21 protein-coding genes are annotated in these 19,431 nt (G+C 67.8%); 8 read left to right on the forward strand and 13 right to left on the reverse strand.

Translation table 11 applies throughout. The annotated features are described in order from the left end of the window. Positions 1 to 55 precede the first annotated feature (55 nt). Genes STE01S_RS06950 through crtY form a run of 6 tightly spaced genes read right to left on the reverse strand, consistent with a single transcriptional unit; the run spans position 56 to position 5,321 of the window. A complete protein-coding gene (locus STE01S_RS06950) occupies positions 56 to 577 on the reverse strand; it encodes an AAA family ATPase (protein WP_040589656.1) in 522 nt (173 codons plus the stop codon). After that, positions 574 to 1,146 (reverse strand): nicotinamide riboside transporter PnuC, encoded by a 573-nt coding sequence (pnuC, locus tag STE01S_RS06955; RefSeq protein WP_062766256.1) that lies wholly within the window; start codon positions 1,144 to 1,146, stop codon positions 574 to 576. Before pnuC ends, STE01S_RS06950 begins: the two co-directional genes overlap by 4 nt. Beyond that, positions 1,143 to 2,114 (reverse strand): phytoene/squalene synthase family protein, encoded by a 972-nt coding sequence (locus tag STE01S_RS06960; protein ID WP_062766259.1) that lies wholly within the window; start codon positions 2,112 to 2,114, stop codon positions 1,143 to 1,145. Before STE01S_RS06960 ends, pnuC begins: the two co-directional genes overlap by 4 nt. After that, positions 2,114 to 2,695: an LOG family protein gene (locus tag STE01S_RS06965; protein WP_003041684.1), complete on the reverse strand. Its 582-nt coding sequence runs from the start codon at positions 2,693 to 2,695 to the stop codon at positions 2,114 to 2,116. Before STE01S_RS06965 ends, STE01S_RS06960 begins: the two co-directional genes overlap by 1 nt. Continuing rightward, the gene (locus tag STE01S_RS06970) at positions 2,695 to 4,167 is read right to left on the reverse strand and encodes a phytoene desaturase (RefSeq protein ID WP_062766262.1); all 1,473 of its coding nucleotides are present in this window, start codon (positions 4,165 to 4,167) and stop codon (positions 2,695 to 2,697) included. Before STE01S_RS06970 ends, STE01S_RS06965 begins: the two co-directional genes overlap by 1 nt. After that, positions 4,164 to 5,321 carry a lycopene beta-cyclase CrtY gene (gene crtY, locus STE01S_RS06975; protein ID WP_062766265.1) on the reverse strand — a complete coding sequence of 386 codons (1,158 nt, stop codon included), beginning with the start codon at positions 5,319 to 5,321 and terminating at the stop codon, positions 4,164 to 4,166. The genes STE01S_RS06970 and crtY overlap by 4 nt, the downstream gene beginning before the upstream one ends. Before the next feature lie 45 nt (positions 5,322 to 5,366). Here crtY and STE01S_RS06980 point away from each other — a divergent pair, with 45 nt between their 5' ends. The 6 genes from STE01S_RS06980 to trmB are packed head-to-tail and all read left to right on the forward strand — an operon-like array spanning position 5,367 to position 10,766. Beyond that, the gene (locus STE01S_RS06980; RefSeq protein WP_062766267.1) at positions 5,367 to 5,900 is read left to right on the forward strand and encodes a GNAT family N-acetyltransferase; all 534 of its coding nucleotides are present in this window, start codon (positions 5,367 to 5,369) and stop codon (positions 5,898 to 5,900) included. Beyond that, entirely contained in the window at positions 5,897 to 6,688 is a 792-nt protein-coding gene (locus STE01S_RS06985) for a sterol desaturase family protein (protein WP_062766270.1), read from the forward strand. Before STE01S_RS06980 ends, STE01S_RS06985 begins: the two co-directional genes overlap by 4 nt. Next, the gene (locus STE01S_RS06990; protein WP_062766374.1) at positions 6,669 to 7,043 is read left to right on the forward strand and encodes a DUF2141 domain-containing protein; all 375 of its coding nucleotides are present in this window, start codon (positions 6,669 to 6,671) and stop codon (positions 7,041 to 7,043) included. Before STE01S_RS06985 ends, STE01S_RS06990 begins: the two co-directional genes overlap by 20 nt. A 39-nt stretch (positions 7,044 to 7,082) precedes the next feature. After that, positions 7,083 to 8,711 carry an apolipoprotein N-acyltransferase gene (lnt, locus tag STE01S_RS06995; protein ID WP_062766273.1) on the forward strand — a complete coding sequence of 543 codons (1,629 nt, stop codon included), beginning with the start codon at positions 7,083 to 7,085 and terminating at the stop codon, positions 8,709 to 8,711. A gap of 52 nt (positions 8,712 to 8,763) precedes the next feature. Then, positions 8,764 to 9,990, forward strand: a complete 1,227-nt coding sequence (gene metK / locus STE01S_RS07000) for a methionine adenosyltransferase (protein ID WP_062766276.1) — start codon at positions 8,764 to 8,766, stop codon at positions 9,988 to 9,990. Between the two features lie 50 nt (positions 9,991 to 10,040). Then, on the forward strand, positions 10,041 to 10,766 hold the full coding sequence (gene trmB, locus STE01S_RS07005; RefSeq protein ID WP_062766279.1) for a tRNA (guanine(46)-N(7))-methyltransferase TrmB: 726 nt from the start codon (positions 10,041 to 10,043) through the stop codon (positions 10,764 to 10,766). Between the two features lie 294 nt (positions 10,767 to 11,060). Here the strand turns inward: trmB and STE01S_RS07010 are convergent, their stop codons facing one another. Further along, complete coding sequence (locus tag STE01S_RS07010) at positions 11,061 to 11,828, reverse strand: sulfite exporter TauE/SafE family protein (RefSeq protein ID WP_062766282.1); 768 nt, start codon at positions 11,826 to 11,828, stop codon at positions 11,061 to 11,063. A 111-nt stretch (positions 11,829 to 11,939) separates the two neighbouring features. Then, positions 11,940 to 12,866: a LysR family transcriptional regulator gene (locus STE01S_RS07015; protein WP_003041844.1), complete on the reverse strand. Its 927-nt coding sequence runs from the start codon at positions 12,864 to 12,866 to the stop codon at positions 11,940 to 11,942. Positions 12,867 to 12,950: 84 nt separating this feature from the next. Between STE01S_RS07015 and STE01S_RS07020 the strand changes: the two genes are divergently transcribed. Beyond that, the gene (locus STE01S_RS07020) at positions 12,951 to 13,283 is read left to right on the forward strand and encodes a hypothetical protein (protein ID WP_003041839.1); all 333 of its coding nucleotides are present in this window, start codon (positions 12,951 to 12,953) and stop codon (positions 13,281 to 13,283) included. A gap of 99 nt (positions 13,284 to 13,382) precedes the next feature. Here the strand turns inward: STE01S_RS07020 and STE01S_RS07025 are convergent, their stop codons facing one another. Both STE01S_RS07025 and STE01S_RS07030 read right to left on the reverse strand, forming a co-directional pair. Then, complete coding sequence (locus tag STE01S_RS07025; RefSeq protein ID WP_062766284.1) at positions 13,383 to 14,228, reverse strand: hypothetical protein; 846 nt, start codon at positions 14,226 to 14,228, stop codon at positions 13,383 to 13,385. Then, complete coding sequence (locus STE01S_RS07030) at positions 14,225 to 15,304, reverse strand: GNAT family N-acetyltransferase (protein ID WP_255265902.1); 1,080 nt, start codon at positions 15,302 to 15,304, stop codon at positions 14,225 to 14,227. Before STE01S_RS07030 ends, STE01S_RS07025 begins: the two co-directional genes overlap by 4 nt. 171 nt (positions 15,305 to 15,475) lie before the next feature. Between STE01S_RS07030 and STE01S_RS07035 the strand changes: the two genes are divergently transcribed. After that, positions 15,476 to 16,324: a class I SAM-dependent methyltransferase gene (locus STE01S_RS07035; protein WP_062766380.1), complete on the forward strand. Its 849-nt coding sequence runs from the start codon at positions 15,476 to 15,478 to the stop codon at positions 16,322 to 16,324. 17 nt (positions 16,325 to 16,341) lie between these two features. On the opposite strand, the gene STE01S_RS07040 is transcribed toward STE01S_RS07035, so the two are convergent. The 3 genes from STE01S_RS07040 to STE01S_RS07050 all read right to left on the reverse strand — a co-directional run bounded on the left by STE01S_RS07040 (position 16,342) and on the right by STE01S_RS07050 (position 19,308). Next, complete coding sequence (locus STE01S_RS07040; RefSeq protein WP_082813256.1) at positions 16,342 to 17,136, reverse strand: TlpA disulfide reductase family protein; 795 nt, start codon at positions 17,134 to 17,136, stop codon at positions 16,342 to 16,344. Between the two features lie 151 nt (positions 17,137 to 17,287). Beyond that, complete coding sequence (locus STE01S_RS07045; RefSeq protein ID WP_062766290.1) at positions 17,288 to 18,655, reverse strand: ATP-binding protein; 1,368 nt, start codon at positions 18,653 to 18,655, stop codon at positions 17,288 to 17,290. Then, a complete protein-coding gene (locus STE01S_RS07050) occupies positions 18,652 to 19,308 on the reverse strand; it encodes a response regulator transcription factor (protein ID WP_003041824.1) in 657 nt (218 codons plus the stop codon). Before STE01S_RS07050 ends, STE01S_RS07045 begins: the two co-directional genes overlap by 4 nt. Positions 19,309 to 19,431 lie beyond the last annotated feature (123 nt).

Genomic DNA, 19,431 nt, shown 5'->3' on the forward strand with positions numbered 1-19,431 from the left:
GGCGTTTCTGCAAAAGCCCGCCTTCGCACCGAAGGCGGGCTTTTTCGTGCGCGGGCTATCGATCGAGCCCCGCCGCCGCGATCGCGGCGAGCGCGCTTTCGAGGCGAGCGTCGCCGTCGCCTTCGACCCAGGCCCAAGGCAGACGGCGGCGGTCGAGTTCGGCGATCGCAACGTCCATGAACTGCCGCCGCGCAAGGTCGCTGCCGAACAGCCGCGTGCCGTCCTCGCGCCACGGCAGGTCGAGCGCGGGGACGAGATAGAAGTCGGCGACATCACTCCAGGTGTCGATTTCGGGCAAACGCCGACCGAGCAACATGATCGCCCACGCCTGGGTCATCAGCGGATCGGTGTCCGAAATCATCCACGCCGGAGCTTGCGCGAGGGCAAGCTTCGTCGCGGCGATGTGGCCGTGGAAGATGGCGAGCAGGTCGCCGGCTTCGAGATCGGTACCGTTCGCTTCGCAATAGGTGCGGCCATATTCGGGGACGACCACGCCGCCGAGACGCGCGGCAAGGCGCGGCGCCAGCTTCGACTTGCCGGTCGATTCGGCGCCGTGGAGGCAGATATGGCGCGTCATGCCGGCATCGCCGCGGGCGCGGCGGCGGCGCGGCGCCACTGGATCAGCCCGTCGATCGACAGTCCCAGCAGGACGATATAGACCGCGCTGGTCGCATAAAGGCCGCGCCACGCGAACAGCGGCACCGCGATCAGATCGACCAGAATCCACAGCCACCAGCTTTCGACGCGGCGCCGCGCGAGCAGCCATTGCGCCGCGATGCTGAGCATCGCGATGCCGCCGTCGATCCACGGCGCCGCGGCGTCGGTGTAGCGGTGCATCGCCGAACTCCACACGACCCAGGCCGCCGCAACGGCGGCGCCCCACCGCCAGCGATCGCGGCCGGGCATCCATCCGACGGGCACGCCGCTGTCGTCGCGCGCGCGGACCCAGCTGAGCCAGCCGTAAAGATTGAGGACGAAGAAAAATCCCTGGAGCAGCATGTCGCTGTACAGCTTCGCTTCGTAGAAAACGAAGGCATAGAGGGTGACGGCAGCGAGCGCGAAAGGATAGTTCCACACCTTGCGCATTGCGACCAGCGCGACGTTGATCAGGACGAGCGCGGCGGCCAGCCATTCGAGCTGGCTCATTGCGCCGCCTCCGCATCACCGGCGAACCGCGGGCGGGTCCACAGCCCGTCGCGGGCGATCCGCCGCAGCGGCGGGCGGCGCAGCACCGACCAGCCGGCGCGCGCCACCCAGCCGAATTTCGCGGCGCGCGTCGTCGCGGTGCGATGGTCCCACGCATGATCGCCGCGCCGCCGCACCGCGCGCGCGATGTCGCCATAGATGCCCGCCGCCGCAAGCACCGCCCAGCGGCTGCGCGGCGGCAGCTTGCGCGCGCCCCAGCGCGCCGACGCTTCATATTCTCCGGCCATTTCGGCGAGCCATTTCGCCATCACGGCAAGGCGCGGGCGAAAGGCCGGATGCATATGCTGACCCGGCGGAATATCCAGTTCGACCAGCCAGTCGACCGGCAGATAGCAGCGGTCGGCCGCCGCATCTTCGGCAATGTCGCGCGCGATATTGGCGAGCTGGAACGCCAAGCCGAGGTCGGACGCACGGTCGAGCGTCGTTTCGTCGGCCGGATCGACCCCCATGACGAGCGCCATCGCGACGCCCACTGCGCCCGCGACATGATAGCAATAGCGCAACAGATCGGCCTCGCTGCGCGGGCGCCAGTCGGCGGCGTCGAGTTCGAAGCCTGCGACGATGTCGTCGATCACCGCGCGCGGGATCGCGACCTCGGTCAGCAACAGGCCGAGCGCGTCGAAGGCGGGATCGCCGGTAGGATCCCCGGCAAAGGCGCGATCGGTCAGGTCGCGGATGCGCGCGACCGCCGCCACCGCGTCGTGCCCCGCGCGCATGGTGCCGCCATGATCCTGCCCGTCGGTCAGATCGTCGGCGGCGCGGCACCAGGCATAGAGCAGCAGCACCCGTTCGCGTGTCCGCCGGTCGAACAGCCGGCTGGCGAGCGCAAAGCTTTTCGACCCGCGCGCGATGCTGTCGTGCGCAAAGCGGTGCAGGGCCGCCGCATCATAGCCCCCCGCCGCGGTCATTACAGATCGTCGGCCTTCATCGCGAAGATCGGCTCGTGCGGCTGGTAAGCGGCCATCTTGTCGAGCAGTTCGTCGATTCCCGCATCGACGATCATGATCCCGGCGTGCGCAGGCCGGATGAAACCGACATCGATCATCCGGCGATTGAAGGCGATCAGATCGTTATAGAAGCCCGCGGCGTTGAGCAGCCCGACGGGCTTGGCATGATAGCCGAGCTGCGCCCAGCTGATCGCTTCCCACAATTCATCCATCGTCCCGACGCCGCCGGGGATGGTCAGAAAGCCGTCCGACAGGTCGGTGAACATCTTCTTGCGTTCGTGCATTCCCGAAACGACGTGCAGTTCGGTGCAGCCGCGATGCGCGACCTCGGTCCCGACCAGCGCATCGGGGATCACCCCGATCACCTCGCCGCCCGCTTCGAGGGCGCTGTCGGCGACCGCACCCATCAGCCCGAGCCGGCCGCCGCCATAGACGACCCCGATGCCGCGGCTCGCCAGCGTCCGGCCGACGTGGCGCGCGGTTTCCATATAGATCGGGTCTTCGGGGGTTGCGGACCCGCAATAGACGGCAATGCGTTTCATCATTCTTCCAACATCAATTGGGCGGTCGCCTTCGCGCTGCCGACGACACCCGGAATACCGGCGCCCGGATGCGTCCCGGCGCCGACGAAGTAAAGGTTCGAAATCATATCGTCGCGATTATGGGCGCGAAACCACGCGCTCTGCCATAGCACGGGTTCGAGGCTGAAGGCGCTGCCAAGATGCGCCGACAGATCGCGGCCAAAATCGGCGGGCGTATAGTGAAAACGCGTGACGAGATTGGCGCGGAGGCCGGGCGCGACGCGGCGTTCGACCTCGTCCAGGATCGCGTCGGCAAAACGCGCGCCGAAATCGCCGTCCCAGTCGGCCTTCGCCTTGCCGAGATGCGCGACGGGGGCAAGCGCGTAGAAAGTCGAATGGTCGGGGGGCGCCATGCCGGGATCGGTGATGCTGGGATGATGGAGGTAGAGCGAGAAATCGTCGGGGACCCTCCCGCCATAGATGTCATCGAGCAGCCCCTTGTAGCGCGGGCCGAAGAGGATGCTGTGGTGCGCGACGTCCGGATAGTCGCCCTTCGTCCCGAAATGGACGACGAAGAGCGATGGCGACCAGCGCTTGCGCGCCAGGCTTTTGGCGACCTTTGCCCCGCGCGAATGGTCGAGAAGATCCCTGTAGCTGTGCATCAGGTCGCCGTTGCACGCGACCATGTCGGCCGCGCCCTGCCAGCCGCCGGCGGTCGTCACCCCGGTCGCGCGATCGCCCCGCGTCTCGATCCGCGCCACCGGATCGCCCAGCCGCAGCACCCCGCCCAGCCGCTCGAACAATCGCACCATCGCCGCGACCAGCGCGTTGGTGCCGCCGCGCGCGAACCACACGCCGCCGTCCTTTTCGATCGTGTGGATCAGCGCATAGATGCTGCTGGTCGTCATCGGATTGCCGCCGACGAGCAGCGTGTGGAACGACAGCGCCTGCCGCAGCCGTTCGTCCTTCACATAAGAGGAGACGATCGAATAGACGCTGCGCCATGCCTGATATTTCGCGAGCGCGGGCGCCGCGCGCAGCATCGCGGCGAAATCGAGGAAAGCGACCGAACCGAGCTTCACATAGCCTTCTTCGTAAACGCCGCGCGAATAGTCGAGGAAGCGCTCGTACCCCGCGACATCGGCGGGATCGAGCTTTGCGATTTCGGCGCGCAGCGCCGCTTCGTCATTCGAATAATCGAAGTTGGTGCCGTCGGGCCAGTTCAGCCGGTAAAAGGGGGTGACGGGCACAAGATCGACGTCGGCCGCCATGTCCTGACCGCTGAGCGCCCAAAGTTCATTGAGGCAGGGCGGGTCGGTGATGACGGTCGGCCCGGCGTCGAAGGTAAAGCCCTCGCGCCGCCAATGATAGGCGCGCCCGCCGGGCTTGTCGCGCGCTTCGACCACCGTGGTCGCGATCCCCGCCGACTGGAGCCGGATCGCGAGCGCAAGCCCGCCGAATCCGGCACCGATAACGATGGCCCTTCGCGTCATAGCCAGTCGAAACTCCCGATTGCCCTGATTGCGCGTCCGATAGGCACCGGCGGGCGGCCCGACAAGAGCCGCAACCGGTCGGCACCGCTCGACGCGCCGGCATAGAAACGCGCGATCAGCGCGGGCGACAGGCGATAGAAGCGCTGGAAGATGCGATAGCGCTCGGCCGGTTCCGCCGCGCGGAACAGCATCGCGCCGAGCATGCGGTAGAAGCGCTGGCGCTGCCAAGCCGTCGCCGCATCGGTGCGCAGCCGCGCGCCGAGATCGGCACGGTCGACGAGCGCGGGCAGCGCCGCCGCGGTGCGTACCGCGTCGGGCAGCGAATAGCCGGTCGTTGCGTGAAAGCGCCCCGCGCGCACGCCGATACGCGCCACGGCGTCGTCCCGCGGCCAGATCGCGTCGAAATCGCCGGCCATGACGACGGGCAGCCATCCGGTTTCCTCGCGCGCGACTGCACTGACCGTCCACCCGCGCGCCGCCGCATAATCGGCGATCCGGCCGCGGACCGCGCCGACGTCGAGGTCGGCGTTGTCGCCATAATAAGTGTCCTCGACGAAGACGGTCTCGGCATCGAAGGGCAGGCAATAGACGAAGCGATAGCCGCCGATCTGATCGACCGTAGCATCCATCACCACGGGCTGGGTGAGGCCGTGTCCGCCCGCGACGCGCAGCGCCTGCCCGACGAATTTCTGCCAGCCGCAATCGACCCCCGCGAGGTCGCCGACCCCGCGCGCGTCGATGACGTGGCGCGCGGCGAGCCGGTCGCCCCCCTCCAGCAGTACCGATTGCGGCGCGAGCCGCGTCGCCGCCTTCGCGATCAGCCGTTCGGGCGGCAACAGCGCGGCGACCGCCTCCGCCAGCGTTTCGCTGTCGATGCTGTTGTAGGCCATGGCAATCGCGCGGCGATAGGCGGGAAAGGCAACGTCATAGCCGCTCCAGCGATGCGCGATCAGCGGCTCGATCAGCCAGCGGTCGCGCGCCGCGACGTCGCCGTCGAAAAAGGACCAGAGATGATTGCCGCCGACCGGCCCCGGCTCGATCAGCCGCACGTCGAGATCGGGGCGCCGCCGCGCCAGCGCGAGCGTTGCCAGCCCGCCGGCGAGCCCGCCGCCGACGATGGCGATGTCGCAAGAGTCGGAATCGGCGCCGTTCATCCAGCAGCCCTAGCGAGGCTGGCGGCGAGCGGCTATCGCTTTCGCATGGCAGCGCCCGATCCCGTCATCCGCTCCGCGACCCCCGACGATGCCAGGGCCATTGCCGCAATCTATGCGCACCATGTCGCGCACGGAACCGCCAGCTACGACACCGAACCGCGGAGCACGCTCGCCACCGCGGCGCTGATTTCGGAGCATCGCGGAAAGGGCTGGCCCTTTCTGGTCGCCGAGGCGGCCGACGGCGAGATCGTGGGCTATGCCTATGCCAGCCAGTTCCGCCCGCGCGCCGCCTATGCCTGGGCGTGCGAGGACAGCATTTATGTGGCCCCGACGCAGCAAGGACGCGGGGTGGGTCGGGCCTTGCTCGCCGCGCTGCTCGACGCCGCCGAAGCATCGGGCTTCCGCACGATGGTCGCGGTGATCGGCGGCGCCGAGCCTGCCTCGATCGCGCTCCATGCGGCGGCGGGTTTCGTCCACGCGGGGCGCCTCGTCGGCATGGGGTGGAAGCATGGGCGCTGGCTCGACACCGTCTATATGCAGCGCCCGCTCGGCGACGGCACCGCGAGCGCGCCCGCATGAGCGCCGCGCTCGCCATCGCGCTGTCGGCGCTAGCGATGACGCTGATCGTCGGTGGACGCTATCTGCTGAGCAGCGGAGGATTTGCGCTCGCGACGCGGCTCAAGCATCCCGGTCTCTATCGCGGGCTCGAAACGCAGATGCGGCGCGAAATCGGCTGGAGCCTTGCCAGCGCGGCGATTTACGGCATCCCGGCGGGCATCGTCGCCTGGGGATGGCAGGCGCACGACTGGACGCGCATCTACACCGACGTCCACGCCTTTCCGCTCTGGTATCTGCCGGTCAGCCTCTTCGCATATCTGTTGATTCACGACACATGGTTTTATTGGACGCATCGCTGGATGCACCAGCCGCGGCTGTTCCGCATCGCGCATGCCGTGCATCACCAGAGCCGGCCGCCGACCGCATGGGCGGCGATGAGCTTTCACCCGTGGGAAGCGATCACCGGCGCGATCGTCATTCCGGCGCTGGTCTTCATCGTTCCCATCCATGTCGCGGTGCTTGGCCTCGTGCTCGCGATCATGACGCTGATGGGGGTCGGCAATCATATGGGGTGGGAGATGTTCCCCCGCGCACTCGTTCATGGACCGGCAGGGCGCTGGCTGATAACGGCGACGCACCATGAGCAGCATCACGCCGCCTATCGGGGGAATTATGGTCTTTACTTCCGCTTCTGGGACAAGGCGTGCGGCACCGATATCGGGCTGGGCAGCTTTGGCGGGACTGCTGCCACTGCCGGTCGCGGCGACCGCGCCGCCGCCGCACGCCCCGATGCCCGGCCCGACGGTTGAAGTCAGCATTACCGGCCTGCGCAACGTCAAGGGACAGATTCTTGTCTGCCTGACCGCCAACCCAAAGGCCTTTCCCGATTGCAGCAAGGACAAGGCGTCGGTGCGGATGGCGGTAAAGGCGGCCGACGCCGGCGATTTCAAAATCCGCGGAGTCGCCGCCGGAACCTATGCCATCGCAGTGGTCCATGACGAGAATGGCAACAACAAGATGGACATGGCGCTGTTCCTGCCAAAGGAAGGCTTCGGCTTTTCGCGCGACCCGGCGATCCGCATGGGGCCGCCGAAGTTCAAATCGGCGAGCTTTGCCATCACCGGCGACATGCGCCAGTCGATCAAGATGAAATATATGCTGTGACGATTGTGGGCAGCGCGGCCGCCCGCTAAAGCAGCGCGCGTGACCGGCCTCCCCACCCGCATCGCTTCGATCGCCAACCGCTGGCCCAAAGGGCTCGCGCTGTTGCTCGGTCTGATTTCCGCAACCGGTTTTGCGCCGCTGAATCTCTGGCCGCTGACGCTGCTTGCGTTCGCCGGGTGGATGCTGCTCATCGCGCGGAGTCCGCGGGGCGCACGTGCCTTCGGGATCGGCTGGGCCTTCGGGGTCGGCCATTTCGCGCTCGGCCTCAACTGGATTGCGACCGCCTTTACCTATCAGGCAGCGATGCCCGCATGGCTGGGGTGGATCGCCGTGGTGCTGCTGTCGCTCTATCTGGCGGTTTATCCGGCGCTGGCGGCGTGGGGGGCTTGGATGGTGTCCATGCGCCCCGCGCCCGCGAAGGCGGGGGTGACGCTGTCATTCGCGCTGGCGTTCGCAGCGCTGTGGACGCTGACCGAATGGCTGCGAAGCTGGGCTTTTACCGGCTTTGCGTGGAATCCGTTGTCAGTCGTCCTTCTAAAGGAATTCTCAGGTCCGTCGCTGATCCGGTGGATTGGTACCTACGGTGCGTCAGGTTTGCTGGCCCTCCAAATCGGCACAGCGATCTGGCTCTGGCACTATTTCCGCAACCCTGGCCAACCCAAATTCCCGGGTCGACCGATTGTCCAGTTTATTTCCTGGGCACTTGCCGTGGGGCTGATGGTCGCGCCAGTCACTTTTCTGAATGCGAATAGCCGAAACGGCGATTATGTGTCGCGGAACATCATCCCCATCACCGTCGTCCAGCCCAATGTCGGACAGCAGGACAAGTGGGAAGGCGACAAGGCCGACGCCAATTTCGCCAAGCTCGCGCGGCTGACGACGCCCCGGTCGGACGCGCCGCGGCTGATCCTGTGGCCCGAGGCGGCGATACCCGACTATCTCGAGACCGGTTATCCCGCCATCTATTACGACCGCTCGCCCGCCGAGGCGCGCGGACGGTTGACCGCGCTGATGAACCCCGGCGACCTGATGCTGCTCGGCGCGCTCAAGCTGGAGTTCGACCGCACGGGACAGGCGGTGGGCGCGCGCAACGCGGTAATGACGGTCCATGCCGATGGGACGCTCGGCCCGCGGTACGACAAGGCGCATCTCGTGCCCTATGGCGAATATCTGCCGATGCGGCCGCTGCTTTCGGCGATCGGCCTGTCGCGCCTCGCCCCCGGCGATCTCGATTTCTGGCCCGGCCCCGGACCTCATACGCTCGACCTTGGCGCCTTCGGCAAGGCGGGACTGCAAATCTGTTACGAGATCATCTTTTCGGGCGAGGTCGTCGACCGCGCCCACCGCCCCGATTTCATCTTCAATCCGTCGAACGATGCCTGGTTCGGTGCCTGGGGTCCGCCGCAGCATCTGGCGCAGGCGCGGCTGCGCGCGATCGAGGAAGGGCTGCCGGTCATCCGCGCGACGCCGACGGGGATCAGCGCGGTGATCGACGCCGACGGCCGGATCGTCGAAGCGCTGCCGATGCACGCCGCCGGCCGCATCGATGCCTTCATTCCAAAGGCGCACGCACCGACCCTGTTCGCGCGCTACGGCAACATGCTGCCCGTCGGCTTTGGCCTGCTGCTGCTCGCACTCGCCATTGCCTTTCGGCGGCGCGGGCGCTAACAGCGGCGCGACATAAAGTTTCCTTTATATCCGATTCCGAAAAAGGCTCCCCATGCGCAACAGCTTCCTCTTCACCTCCGAAAGCGTGTCCGAAGGACATCCCGACAAGGTGGCCGATCAGATCAGCGATTCGATCGTCGACCTGTTCCTGTCGAAGGATCCCGAAGCGCGCGTGGCGTGCGAAACGCTGACGACGACGCAGCTCGTCGTGCTGGCGGGCGAAATCCGCTGCAAGGGCGTGTTCGAAGATGGCGAATGGGCGCCGGGCGCGCTCGACGAGATCGAAGCGACCGTCCGCAGCACGGTCAAAGACATCGGCTATGAACAGGCCGGCTTTCACTGGAACCAGTTCCGCTTCGAAAATAATCTGCACGGCCAGTCGGCGCATATCGCGCAGGGCGTCGACGAAAGCGCCGACAAGGACGAAGGCGCGGGCGACCAGGGGATCATGTTCGGCTATGCGTCCGACGAAACCCCCGACCTGATGCCCGCAACGCTCGACTATGCGCACAAGATTCTCGAACGCATGGCGGCCGACCGCAAGGCGGGCATCGCCCCCTTCCTCGAACCCGATGCGAAGAGCCAGGTCACGCTGCGCTATGCCAACGAGCGCCCGGTGGAGGCGACCGCGATCGTCGTTTCGACGCAGCATGCGCCGGGCTATTTCTTCCACGGCGGCGAGGGCGACGAGGCGAAGTATCAGGAGCTGCGCAAATATGTGCTGGGCGTGATCGCCGACGTGTTGCCCGCCGAGCTGCTGACCGCGAACACCGTCTATCACATCAACCCCACGGGCCGCTTCGAGATCGGCGGCCCCGATGGCGACGCCGGCCTGACGGGCCGCAAGATCATCGTCGACACCTATGGCGGCGCGAGCCCGCACGGCGGCGGGGCGTTCAGCGGCAAGGACCCGACCAAGGTCGACCGCTCGGCGGCTTATGTCACGCGCTACCTCGCCAAGAATATCGTCGCCGCGGGCCTTGCCCGCCGCTGCACGATCCAGCTCAGCTACGCGATCGGCGTCGCCGAGCCGCTGTCGGTCTATGTCGATCTGCACGGCACCGCGGCGGAAGGCGTGACCGAGGCGGCGCTCGAGCAGCTGCTGCCGCAGCTCGTCCGCCTGACGCCGAAGGGCATCCGCACCCACCTTGGCCTCAACAAGCCGATCTATCGCCAGACCGCCGCCTATGGCCATTTCGGCCGCCAGGCGTCGGGCGATGCCTTCCCCTGGGAGCGCACCGACCTGACCGACAAGCTGAAGGCGGCGTTCCGCGGCTGATGCCGCCGCGGCGCTTGCCGCCTCGGCCCGAGGCGGCTAACGCGCGCGGCATGACGGCTTATAAATCCGGCGATCCGACGACGCTCAACCGCCTTTACGGGCGCGCGAAGGGCAAGCCCCTGCGCGCGGGGCAACAGGATCTGATCGACACGCTTCTGCCGCAGATCGCGGTTCCGGCCGAAGGACCGGTCACCGCGCCCCAGCTGTTCGGCGACGCCGAAGGAGCCGGGCGCCCGCTGCATTTCGAGATCGGTTTCGGTGGTGGCGAGCATATGGCGGGGCGCGCCGACATGTTGCCCGACCATGGCTTCATCGGCGCCGAGCCTTTCCTCAACGGCGTCGCGCAGGCGCTGGTGCATGTGTCGGGCGACCATGGCCGGAGCCTGCCGCTCGCCAATGTCCGTATCCATCATGGCGACGCGCTCGAGGTGCTGCACCGCATCCCCGACGGGGCGCTGAGCTTCGCCTATCTGCTTCACCCCGACCCGTGGCCCAAGGCGCGCCATGCCAAGCGGCGGATGATGAACGACGGCCCGCTCGACCTGATCGCCGCCAAGCTGAAACCCGGCGGCGAATTTCGCTTCGGCACCGACCATCCGGTCTATCTCGCCCACGCGCTGATGGTGATGCGGCGCCACCGCCACCAGTTCGAATGGCTGGCGCAAAGCGCGCAGGACTTTCTGGTCCGCCCCGGCGGCTGGCCCGAAACGCGCTACGAAGCCAAGGCGCGCGCGCAGGGGCACGAGGTCTGGTACTTCCGCTATCGGCGCATCTAGGGTCAGGACCCATTGATTCCGCGATCGAGGTTTGAAGCGATTTTGCTCAGGGCGAGGAGAAAAGACGTAGGAATATGGATATATTTCAAGTCTTTTCGACGCTGCCATGGGCAAAATCGGTCAAATCCCGCAGGGACGCCGAAATGACTTCGATCTCGAACCTTCGCGGCCTTGCGGGTAGCGATGCTACCCGCTGCACCCGCAAAGGACCGATATCTTCGCCATTTCGACGCCTCGAACGTGGAATCAATGGGTCCTGACCCTAGATCGTCCGGTCGGTTGCCGGCGCCGCCATCACATCAGCGCGCGATATAGTCCGAAGCAGCTCGTCGCGGTCAGGACGATGCCGACGAGCACGAGCATCAGCTTGGGGGCGATGCGCTTGGCCATGAAGGCGCCGATCGGGGCGGCGCAGACGCCGCCGATCAGCAGGCCCAGCGTCGCGCCCGCGACATCGTCGAGGCCGAGGTGCCAGATGAAGGTCGCCGACACCGCGAGCGTCAGGAAAAATTCGACGCTGTTGACCGTGCCGATCACCTTGCGCGGTTCGGCGCCCTGGACGAGCAGGTTGGAGGTCACGACCGGCCCCCAGCCGCCGCCGCCCGCCGCATCGAGGAAGCCCCCGATGAGGCCGAGCGGTGCGATCACCGTCGGCTTGCGGATTTTCGGCGGATAGAGCAGCCCGCGGATCAGCAGCCACACCCCGACGGCGACGAGATAGGCCAGGACGATCGGTTTGACGATCGCACCGTCGATCGACGTCAGCAGATAGGCGCCGGACACCCCGCCGATCAGGCCCGGGATGAGCAGACGGAAGAAGAGGCCCCATTCGATATTGCGGTGAAACAGATGGCTGATCCCCGACACCGCGGTCGTGAACACCTCGACGACATGGATGCGCGCCGATGCCGTCGCGGGCGGCACGCCCATCACGGCGACGAGCAAGGTGTTGCAGATCACCCCGAACGCCATGCCGAGCGCGCCGTCGACGAGCTGCGCGGCGAAGCCGATCAGGATGAAGGGCAGCAGCGCCGCAAGATCGAAGGTTGACAGATCGAGCATGATTCTTCCCAACTTTTTTAGTTGAGAACTAGCTGCCGCGATTTGCACGGCTTGGCCAGCACAAATTTTCTGCGCGCGGCGAAGAATATTATTTGTGCGGCCGGTGGCCGATCAGGCGCCTATCTGGTCGGGCAGATATTCGCGGACATAGTCGATGAAGGCGCGCAGCTTGGGCATCACCTGCTTGCGGCTGGGGTAATAGAGGAACAGCCCGCTGGTCGCGTCGGCATAGTCGGTGAGCACCAGTTCGAGCTCGCCCGTTTCGACCATCTTCTTCGCCATCGGCTCGGCCATCATCCCGATCGCGACGCCGGTACGCATCGCGACCAGCGCAGCGATCCAGTCGTTGACAATAACCGGCCCGGTCACCCCTACCTCGAATTCGCGGTTCCCCTGCGCAAAGGTCCACGGCATCAGCGCCCCCGTTGCCAGGCGGAAGCGGATGCAGCGATGATCTTTCAGATCTTCCGGCCTTTCGGGACGCCCGAAGCGGTCGAGATAGGCGGGCGAGGCCGCAGCGACGAAGCGGAACGGGCCGGTGAGGCGGATCGCGATCACATCGGCATCGAGCGATTCGCCCATCCGGACGCCGGCGTCGAAGCCCCCGGCGCTCAGGTCGGCGAGCGCATCGTCGGCATAGATTTCCAGCTCGATCTCGGGATAGGCGTCGACGAAGCCCGCGATGATCGGTTCGAACATCGGCTGCACCGCGCCGCGCATCAGGTTGATGCGCAGCCGCCCCGCCGGACGGTTGCCCAGGTTGCGCGCCGCTTCATAGGCGTCGGCCAGCCCGGCAAAGGCAGGCGCGGCGCGTTCGAGGAACATTTCGCCCGCCTGCGTCAGCCCGACGCTGCGCGTCGTCCTCATGAACAAAGGAGCGCCGACGCGCGCTTCCAGCGTCTTGATCGTCTGGCTGATCGCCGAGGGAGATACCCCCAGATCGGCTGCCGCGGCGGAAAAGCTCCGCCTTTCCGCGACACGCAGGAAAGCTTCGATCCCGTCGAGCGCCCCATGGGGGATTGTTAAATCCTGCTTCAAGGCACTTGCAGATTATAGAGGATTATCTAAGTGCGCAAGCGCGCCTAAAAAGGTTGCACAACGAAACGAAAGGAAACCTCTCCCATGACCAATCAGCTCTCCTCTTTTCGCCGCTTTCCCACCGCTTTCGCGATCGTCGCCGGTTCGGCGCTCGCCTTCGGCGGCCTGATGGCTTCGACCTCGCCGGCCTATGCGCAGGGCAGCGCCGACTATCGCTGCACCGGCCTTGCCGATCAGGCGAACACCGCCGCCGACAGCGCGCAGGGTGGCAAGCAGGCCAGCGCGAAGCGCTTCGTCGCCACCGGCAAGAAGCTGTGCGAAGCGGGCAACGAACGCGCCGCCGCCAAGCAGTTCCGCGCCGCGCTCAAGGTTGCCGGCGTCGATGAAGCGACCGACAGCCAGGTTGCATCGCGCTAATCGAATAAGCCACGACACCATCTCCGGTCCGTCCTCTCTCCCTCTCCCCGGACGGACGCACAACTGGGGCGGCACCGAAACGGGCCGCCCCATTTTGTTTCAGCGATCGGCAAGCCCGATCCGGTCGCGCAGATACCATAAGGGCAGATGCGGCCGCGCGAGCGCCTTGTCGATCGCATAGGGCCACCAGCCGGGACCGAGCGGGACGTAGAGGCGCGTGCCGACCCCGCGCGTCCGCGCGGCGACGAGGGTGCGGCGCCCGGGCAGCCCGCGCAATTGTTCGAGCTCGCACGGGGTCCCCGCGGCAAGCAGCCGGTCGAGCGCCGCAGCAGCCAGCGCAGGCTTGTGCGTCGCCACCGCTACGGGTGCCGCGCGCCCGGCAAGGGCGTCGATGAGCCTCAGATAGGCGGCATCGCCATCCGCCGCATCGCAAAGCGGATCGGCCCATTCGCCCTTCACCACCCGGATACGCGCCGATGTGCCGGACAGGCGCGCGGCATCGGCGGCGCTGCGCCGCCAGCGCGCGGGCAAGGCGATGCCGCTGTCAGGAAAGTCGGGCAGCAGGGCGGCGAGCGCGGCGAGCGTCGCGTCGGCATCGGCGGGGGCGTGGGCATCGAGCAGCACCGGCAGCCCCGCTGCCGCGCCCGCCTCGGCAATCCGGCGCAGCCGCTGCGGACAAAAGCCCAGCGGCGGCGCCTTGACCGACAAATAGCTTCCCGGCGGCAGCGGGGTGGCGGCGATCCGGCCGTAAGCAGCCACGATGGCGTCGGCGCCATCGGCATCGCCCTGAAAATAGCCGAGCGTCACCGCGATACCGCGCCGCGACAGACGCCGGGCGATCCGGGCGCCCGCCGCGGCGTCGGGAGCGGGCAGCCAGCCGCCCGCCTGCTGCGGCAGTGCATAGCGCCGCGCGCGCAGCCAGCGCCAGAGTGGCGTGTCGTTCATGCGCCGCGCCGGACCAGGCGTTGCCACACCCAGTGGGCGCCGTCGGCGGCGAGCGCCAGCGCCCCCGACACGCGTGCCGGATAGGTGCGCACGCGCACGCATGCGCGCTGTTCCTGCGTCCAGAAGCGGGTGATCCAGCCCTCGGCCTCGCCGAGCAGTTCGTAGCTGCGCAGGCCCTCGCCCGCCGCCCAGCGCAGCGTGTGAAGCATCAGCAGCGTCCCCGGCGAGCATTTGCCGAAGCGCTCGTCGTGGCCGATCTTGAACAGCCAGTATCGATCGTCGCTGACCTGAGCCAATTGCATCGCCACCGCTTCGCCGCCGATCCGCATGAAGGACAGCCGGAACCGGCCCTCGGCGGCGGCCTCGCGAAAAAAGCGGCGGAAGAATGTCTCACGGCGCCGGTCGACCGCGATCGCGCTGCCCGCCTCCAGCTTCCAGCTCTTCGCCTCGACCCCGATCGCTTCGTCGAACAGCGCGTCGAAATCCTGCAGGCCCGGCGCCAGCGTCTCGAACGTGACCGGCCCCAGCGCCTCGGCGCGCCGGGCCGCGCGCCGGAAATCGGACCGGCGGCCCGAATTGAAGTGGCTTTCGGGATCGCGCCAGCTTTCGTCGAGCACGATCAGCGGGCAGGGCATCGCCGGGCGCACCGACAGCAGCCCGCGCCTGTGCATCGCGCGGCGCAGCGCCGGAAGCAGCGGCGAGTCGGCGGAAATCCGGTCGAAGGAGAGCGGCTTGCGCAACCGCGCGAGCGCGTCCGCGATCGGGGCGGCATCATCGGGCCGCGCCGCAAGCAGGTCGCCCGGCTCGAACAGTTCGCGCGATCCCGCGATGCGCCAGCGGCCGATCGCGCCCGCGTCGCGGCACAGCGGCAGCAGCGCCGAAATCGTGCCGCCCGCGCGCAGGCCGAGCAGCTTGCGGCGCTGCCCTTCGATCAAAGGGGTCAGCGCGGCGGCGAAGGCGTGACTCTGCGTCGGCCAGCGGGCATGGGCTTCGAGCGCGCGCCATTCTTCGGCCAGCCAGTCGCTGCCGTCCCAGCGCGCAAGATTGATCGCGCGCGCCGAATGCGGCGGCGCCATTTGCGCGTGTCGGTCTGCGCGCTTGAAGACATGCGCATGCAGCAAATTCTGCCCCGTCGCCTGCGCGAATAGCGCCGAAAAGCTAATAAATGTCTGCGCGGCGCGGATCATCGCTTGACGCCGGGCGGGGCTTGCGGGAGGCAGGCGCGATCAATGCGGCGGGAGGCGGCGATGACGGGCGACAAGACATCGGTGTTCGCGGACGACTGGTCGGGCGAAATGGGGCAGCGCTGGTTGCGCAATGTCGACCATTTCGAAGCGATGCTGGAACCGATTGGCACCGCGCTGCTCGATCGCGCCGCGATCGCGACGGGCGAGCGAATCGTCGATCTGGGGTGCGGCGGCGGCGCGACGAGCCGCGCGATCGCGGCGCGCGTCGGACCGCAGGGCGCGGTGCTCGGGCTCGACATCTCGCCCGACCTGATCGTCGCGGCGCGCGCGCGGGCCGGCGCCGATTTTCCCGCGCTGCGCTTTTTCTGCGGCGATGCGGCGAGCGCGGTGCTGCCGGCAGCACCCTATGACCGGCTCGTCTCGCGCTTCGGCAGTATGTTTTTCGCCGATCCCGTCGCCGCCTTTCGTCACTTGCGGACGCAGCTCGTGCCCGGCGCGCGCTTCGACCTCGCCGTGTGGGGACCGCCGCGCGACAATGTCTGGATGATGGCGGTGATGGGGGTGATCCGCGCGCATGTCGAGGTGCCGCCCGCGACGCCGCGCGCGCCGGGGCCCTTCGCCTTCGAGGATATCGACTATCTGCGTGACCTGCTCGCCGATGCGGGCTTTGCCCGGGTCGACATCGACGACTGGCGCGGCGATCAGGCGATCGGCGGGCCGGGGCGCACCCCGGCGGAGGCCGCCGACTTCGCGCTCGGATCAATGTCGGCCGCGCGCGTGCTGGGCGAGGCGGGCGCCGATGTGATGGCGGCGGCGCGCGCCGATCTGGAGCGCGTCTATGCCGAGCATCATGATCCCGAAGCGGGTGTGCGCCTTGGCGCGCGCGCTTGGCTGGTAACCGCCGCCTGAGCCTTAGGGTCAGGACCCTAGCGCCGCGCGATCAGCGCCATCCCGTCGGCGAGTGCGGCGCGCGATATTTCGCCGCTGTGGCGGCGGACGATCCGGCCCTTGGCATCGACGAACAGGGTCGTCGGCAGCACCAGCCCGCCCGCGGCATCGCCCGTCCGCCCGCTATGGTCGAGAAAGACGTGCGTGCCCGGCACCTTGCGCTCGGCCAGATAGGCGGCGACGGTCGCGCTGTCCTGCCCCTGATTGACCAGCAGGATCGGCACGCGCGATGTCGCCGCGACCTCGGCGAGCATCGGCAGTTCGCGCTGGCACGGTGGGCACCATGTCGCCCACAGGTTGATGACCATCGGCTTCCCGCGCAGCGTATCGAGCGCGATCGCGCCCCCCTCCATGTCGGTGAGCATCAGCCCGCGCGCGAGCGGGCGCGGCGCGGGTTCGAGCGCCGGCGCCGCGACGGCATGAACCGCCGCCAGCCCGGCGAGCACGCCGAGTAACAGCGGCGTTGCGCGCGAGCGCCGGAGCCAGACGGCAACCGCCATCCCCGCCGCCGCGACCCCGGCCCAGGGCAGGAAACCACCCTGCCAGACCGCAAGGATCGACCAGGGTTCGGGCGCATAGGCATCGGCGTGGCGCACCACATAGGCGGCGCGCGCCACGAGCAGTCCCGCGATGACGGCGATCCAGCTCGCTGTCGCCGCGCGCATATCGCCGCGCGCCGCGATCAGGCTGCCGCCCGCCAGAAACAGCCAGATCAGCGCGACCGCGAGCAGGCGGTCGGCGGCAAGCGCGAGCGGCCCGAGCGAAATCGTCATCGGCGTAGCCGCCGGGCAGCGCGGCATGGTCGCGGCGATTTGGTCACATCCAAGTCAATTTCCTTTTGGCTCCCGAAGCGCCCCCTCGCGCGATCTGATCGGCGAAACGGCAGCGAAAGAAAAGAGCTGGTATCGGGCGTGCGGCGGTTCGTTACATGTCGCCCGCGGGACCATCGCCGATACGCAGCGTGGCAAGCGTGCCGCCCGACGGTGCGCGATCGAGCGCCACGTCGCCGCCATAGTCGCGCGCCACATCGCGCGCGATGGCAAGGCCAAGGCCCGATCCGGCGCCGGGGCCGGCCCCGCGCGCGCCGATGCCGAACATCGTCTCGCGCTGATCGGGCGGAACGCCCGGCCCGTCGTCGGTGATGGCAATGCGGCGCGCGGCGCCGTCGAAGCGATAGTCGATCGTGATGCCCGATCGCGCCCATTTTCCGGCATTGTCGAGCAGGTTCGACAATATCTCGCTCAGATCCTCGGCATCCATGGGAAGCGAAGGGGCGGCCGGGTCGAGCGCCGCCGCGGTCGCAGCGAAGCGCTTGCCCGGATGACAGCGTTCCATCGCGGCGATCAGCGGCGGCAGGATCGCGGCGAGCCGCACGCCGCCGACCATCCCCGCATGCGACCCGCCCGACCGGACGCGCGACAGATGATAGTCGATCTGGCGCTGCATCGTCTCGCTTTCGGACAGGAAGACGTCGGCCGCGGCGCTTTCGGTGCCGCGCTGTTGCAGCCGTTCGGCCTCGTCGGTGACGACGGCGAGCGGGGTGCGCAGCGAGTGCGCCAGCGCGCCCGCGGCGACACGCCCGCGCTCGACGATCTCGGCATTGCGCGCCAGATAGCTGTTCAACGGATCGACGAGCTGGCGGATCTCGTCGGGAAACACCCCCTCGATGTGATCGGCCTGCCCGCGGCGCAGGGCCGCGATCCGCGCGGCCAGCCGGTTGAACGGCCGGAAGCCGAGCGTGATGATCGCAAGGCCGCTTGCCAGAAGCGCGAGCGCGAGCAGGCTGAGCCACAGGCTGAGCTCGCGGGTGAAGCTCGCGATGACGGCGCGCAGCAGGCGCTCGTCGGTGGCGATGACGAAATGCAGCGGGGCGCCGCCCGGCACCGCACGCTCGAAGCCATAGGTGATCGTGGGGCCCGTCGGGCCGTTTTCGACGCGGTGCAGGATGTCCGGGCTGTGCGCGACATCCTCGTCGAGCGCGCCGCGCGTCATAGAGGGCGACTTCAGCGAGCGATGGCCGGGGCGCCCGATCTGCCAGTAAAATCCGGACAGAGGCACCGCATAGCGCGGATCGGACAGCGGCCGCGACAGGCGGGGGTTACCTGCCGCGTCGAGGACGGTCAGTTCGGCCAGCTCGCGGACATGAACCTCCAGCTCTTCATGATATTGCTGTTCGACATGGCTGCTGAACAGCCGCACCGACGAAAACCACAGCGCGCCGATGCCCAGCGCCACCCATATCAGGATGGCGGCCAGAAAGCGCGCGCGCAGGCTGGAAAAGAGTCGGGTCACAAATCGAGCCGATAGCCCAGGCCGCGGACGGTGCGAATAGCCTCGCGTCCGATCTTGCGGCGCAGCCGACTGATATGCGCCTCCACCGCGTTGCGGTCGCGCTCGGCCTCCAGCGCGTAAAGCTGATCGAGGATGTCGGCTTGCGACAAGATATGTTCGGGACGCCGCATGAAGAGGTGCAGCAGCGCGAACTCCTTGCGGCTGAGCGTCAGCGCTTCGCCGTGCAGCGTCGCGGTGGACGCGACGGGGTCGAGCGAAAGCGGACCGACCGTCAGCGCGTTGCTGCCGCGCCCACGTCCACGCCGCCACAGCGCATGCAGCCGCGCCAGCAACTCTTCGAACCGCACCGGCTTGACGATGAAATCATCGGCGCCGCTGTTCAGCCCCTCGACCTTTTCGCGCCAGTTGCCCCGCGCGGTCAGGATCAGGATCGGCACCGTCCGCCCGGCGCCGCGCCAGTGGCGCAGCACATCAATCCCGTCGCCGTCGGGCAGCCCCAGATCGAGGATCACCGCGCCCAGCATGTCGATGTCGGGCCAGTCGCGGGCGTCGCCCGCCGACGCGGCGCTGTCGACGGCAATTCCCGCCGCCACCAGCCGCTCGGTCAGGCGGCGGCGCAGTTCGGGATCGTCTTCGACCAGCAATACGCGCATCGGCATCCTGTCCTTGTGGGGATGATCTCACAGTCTTCATCCCGGTGCGATGGTCCTAGGATGCTGACCCTAGCGCAATTGCCTGACGCGACACTGACAAAATGTCAGGCTGGCGTCAGACTC

The sequence above is a fragment of the Sphingopyxis terrae subsp. terrae NBRC 15098 genome, from assembly GCF_001598815.1.
GTDB classification, from domain to species: domain Bacteria; phylum Pseudomonadota; class Alphaproteobacteria; order Sphingomonadales; family Sphingomonadaceae; genus Sphingopyxis; species Sphingopyxis terrae.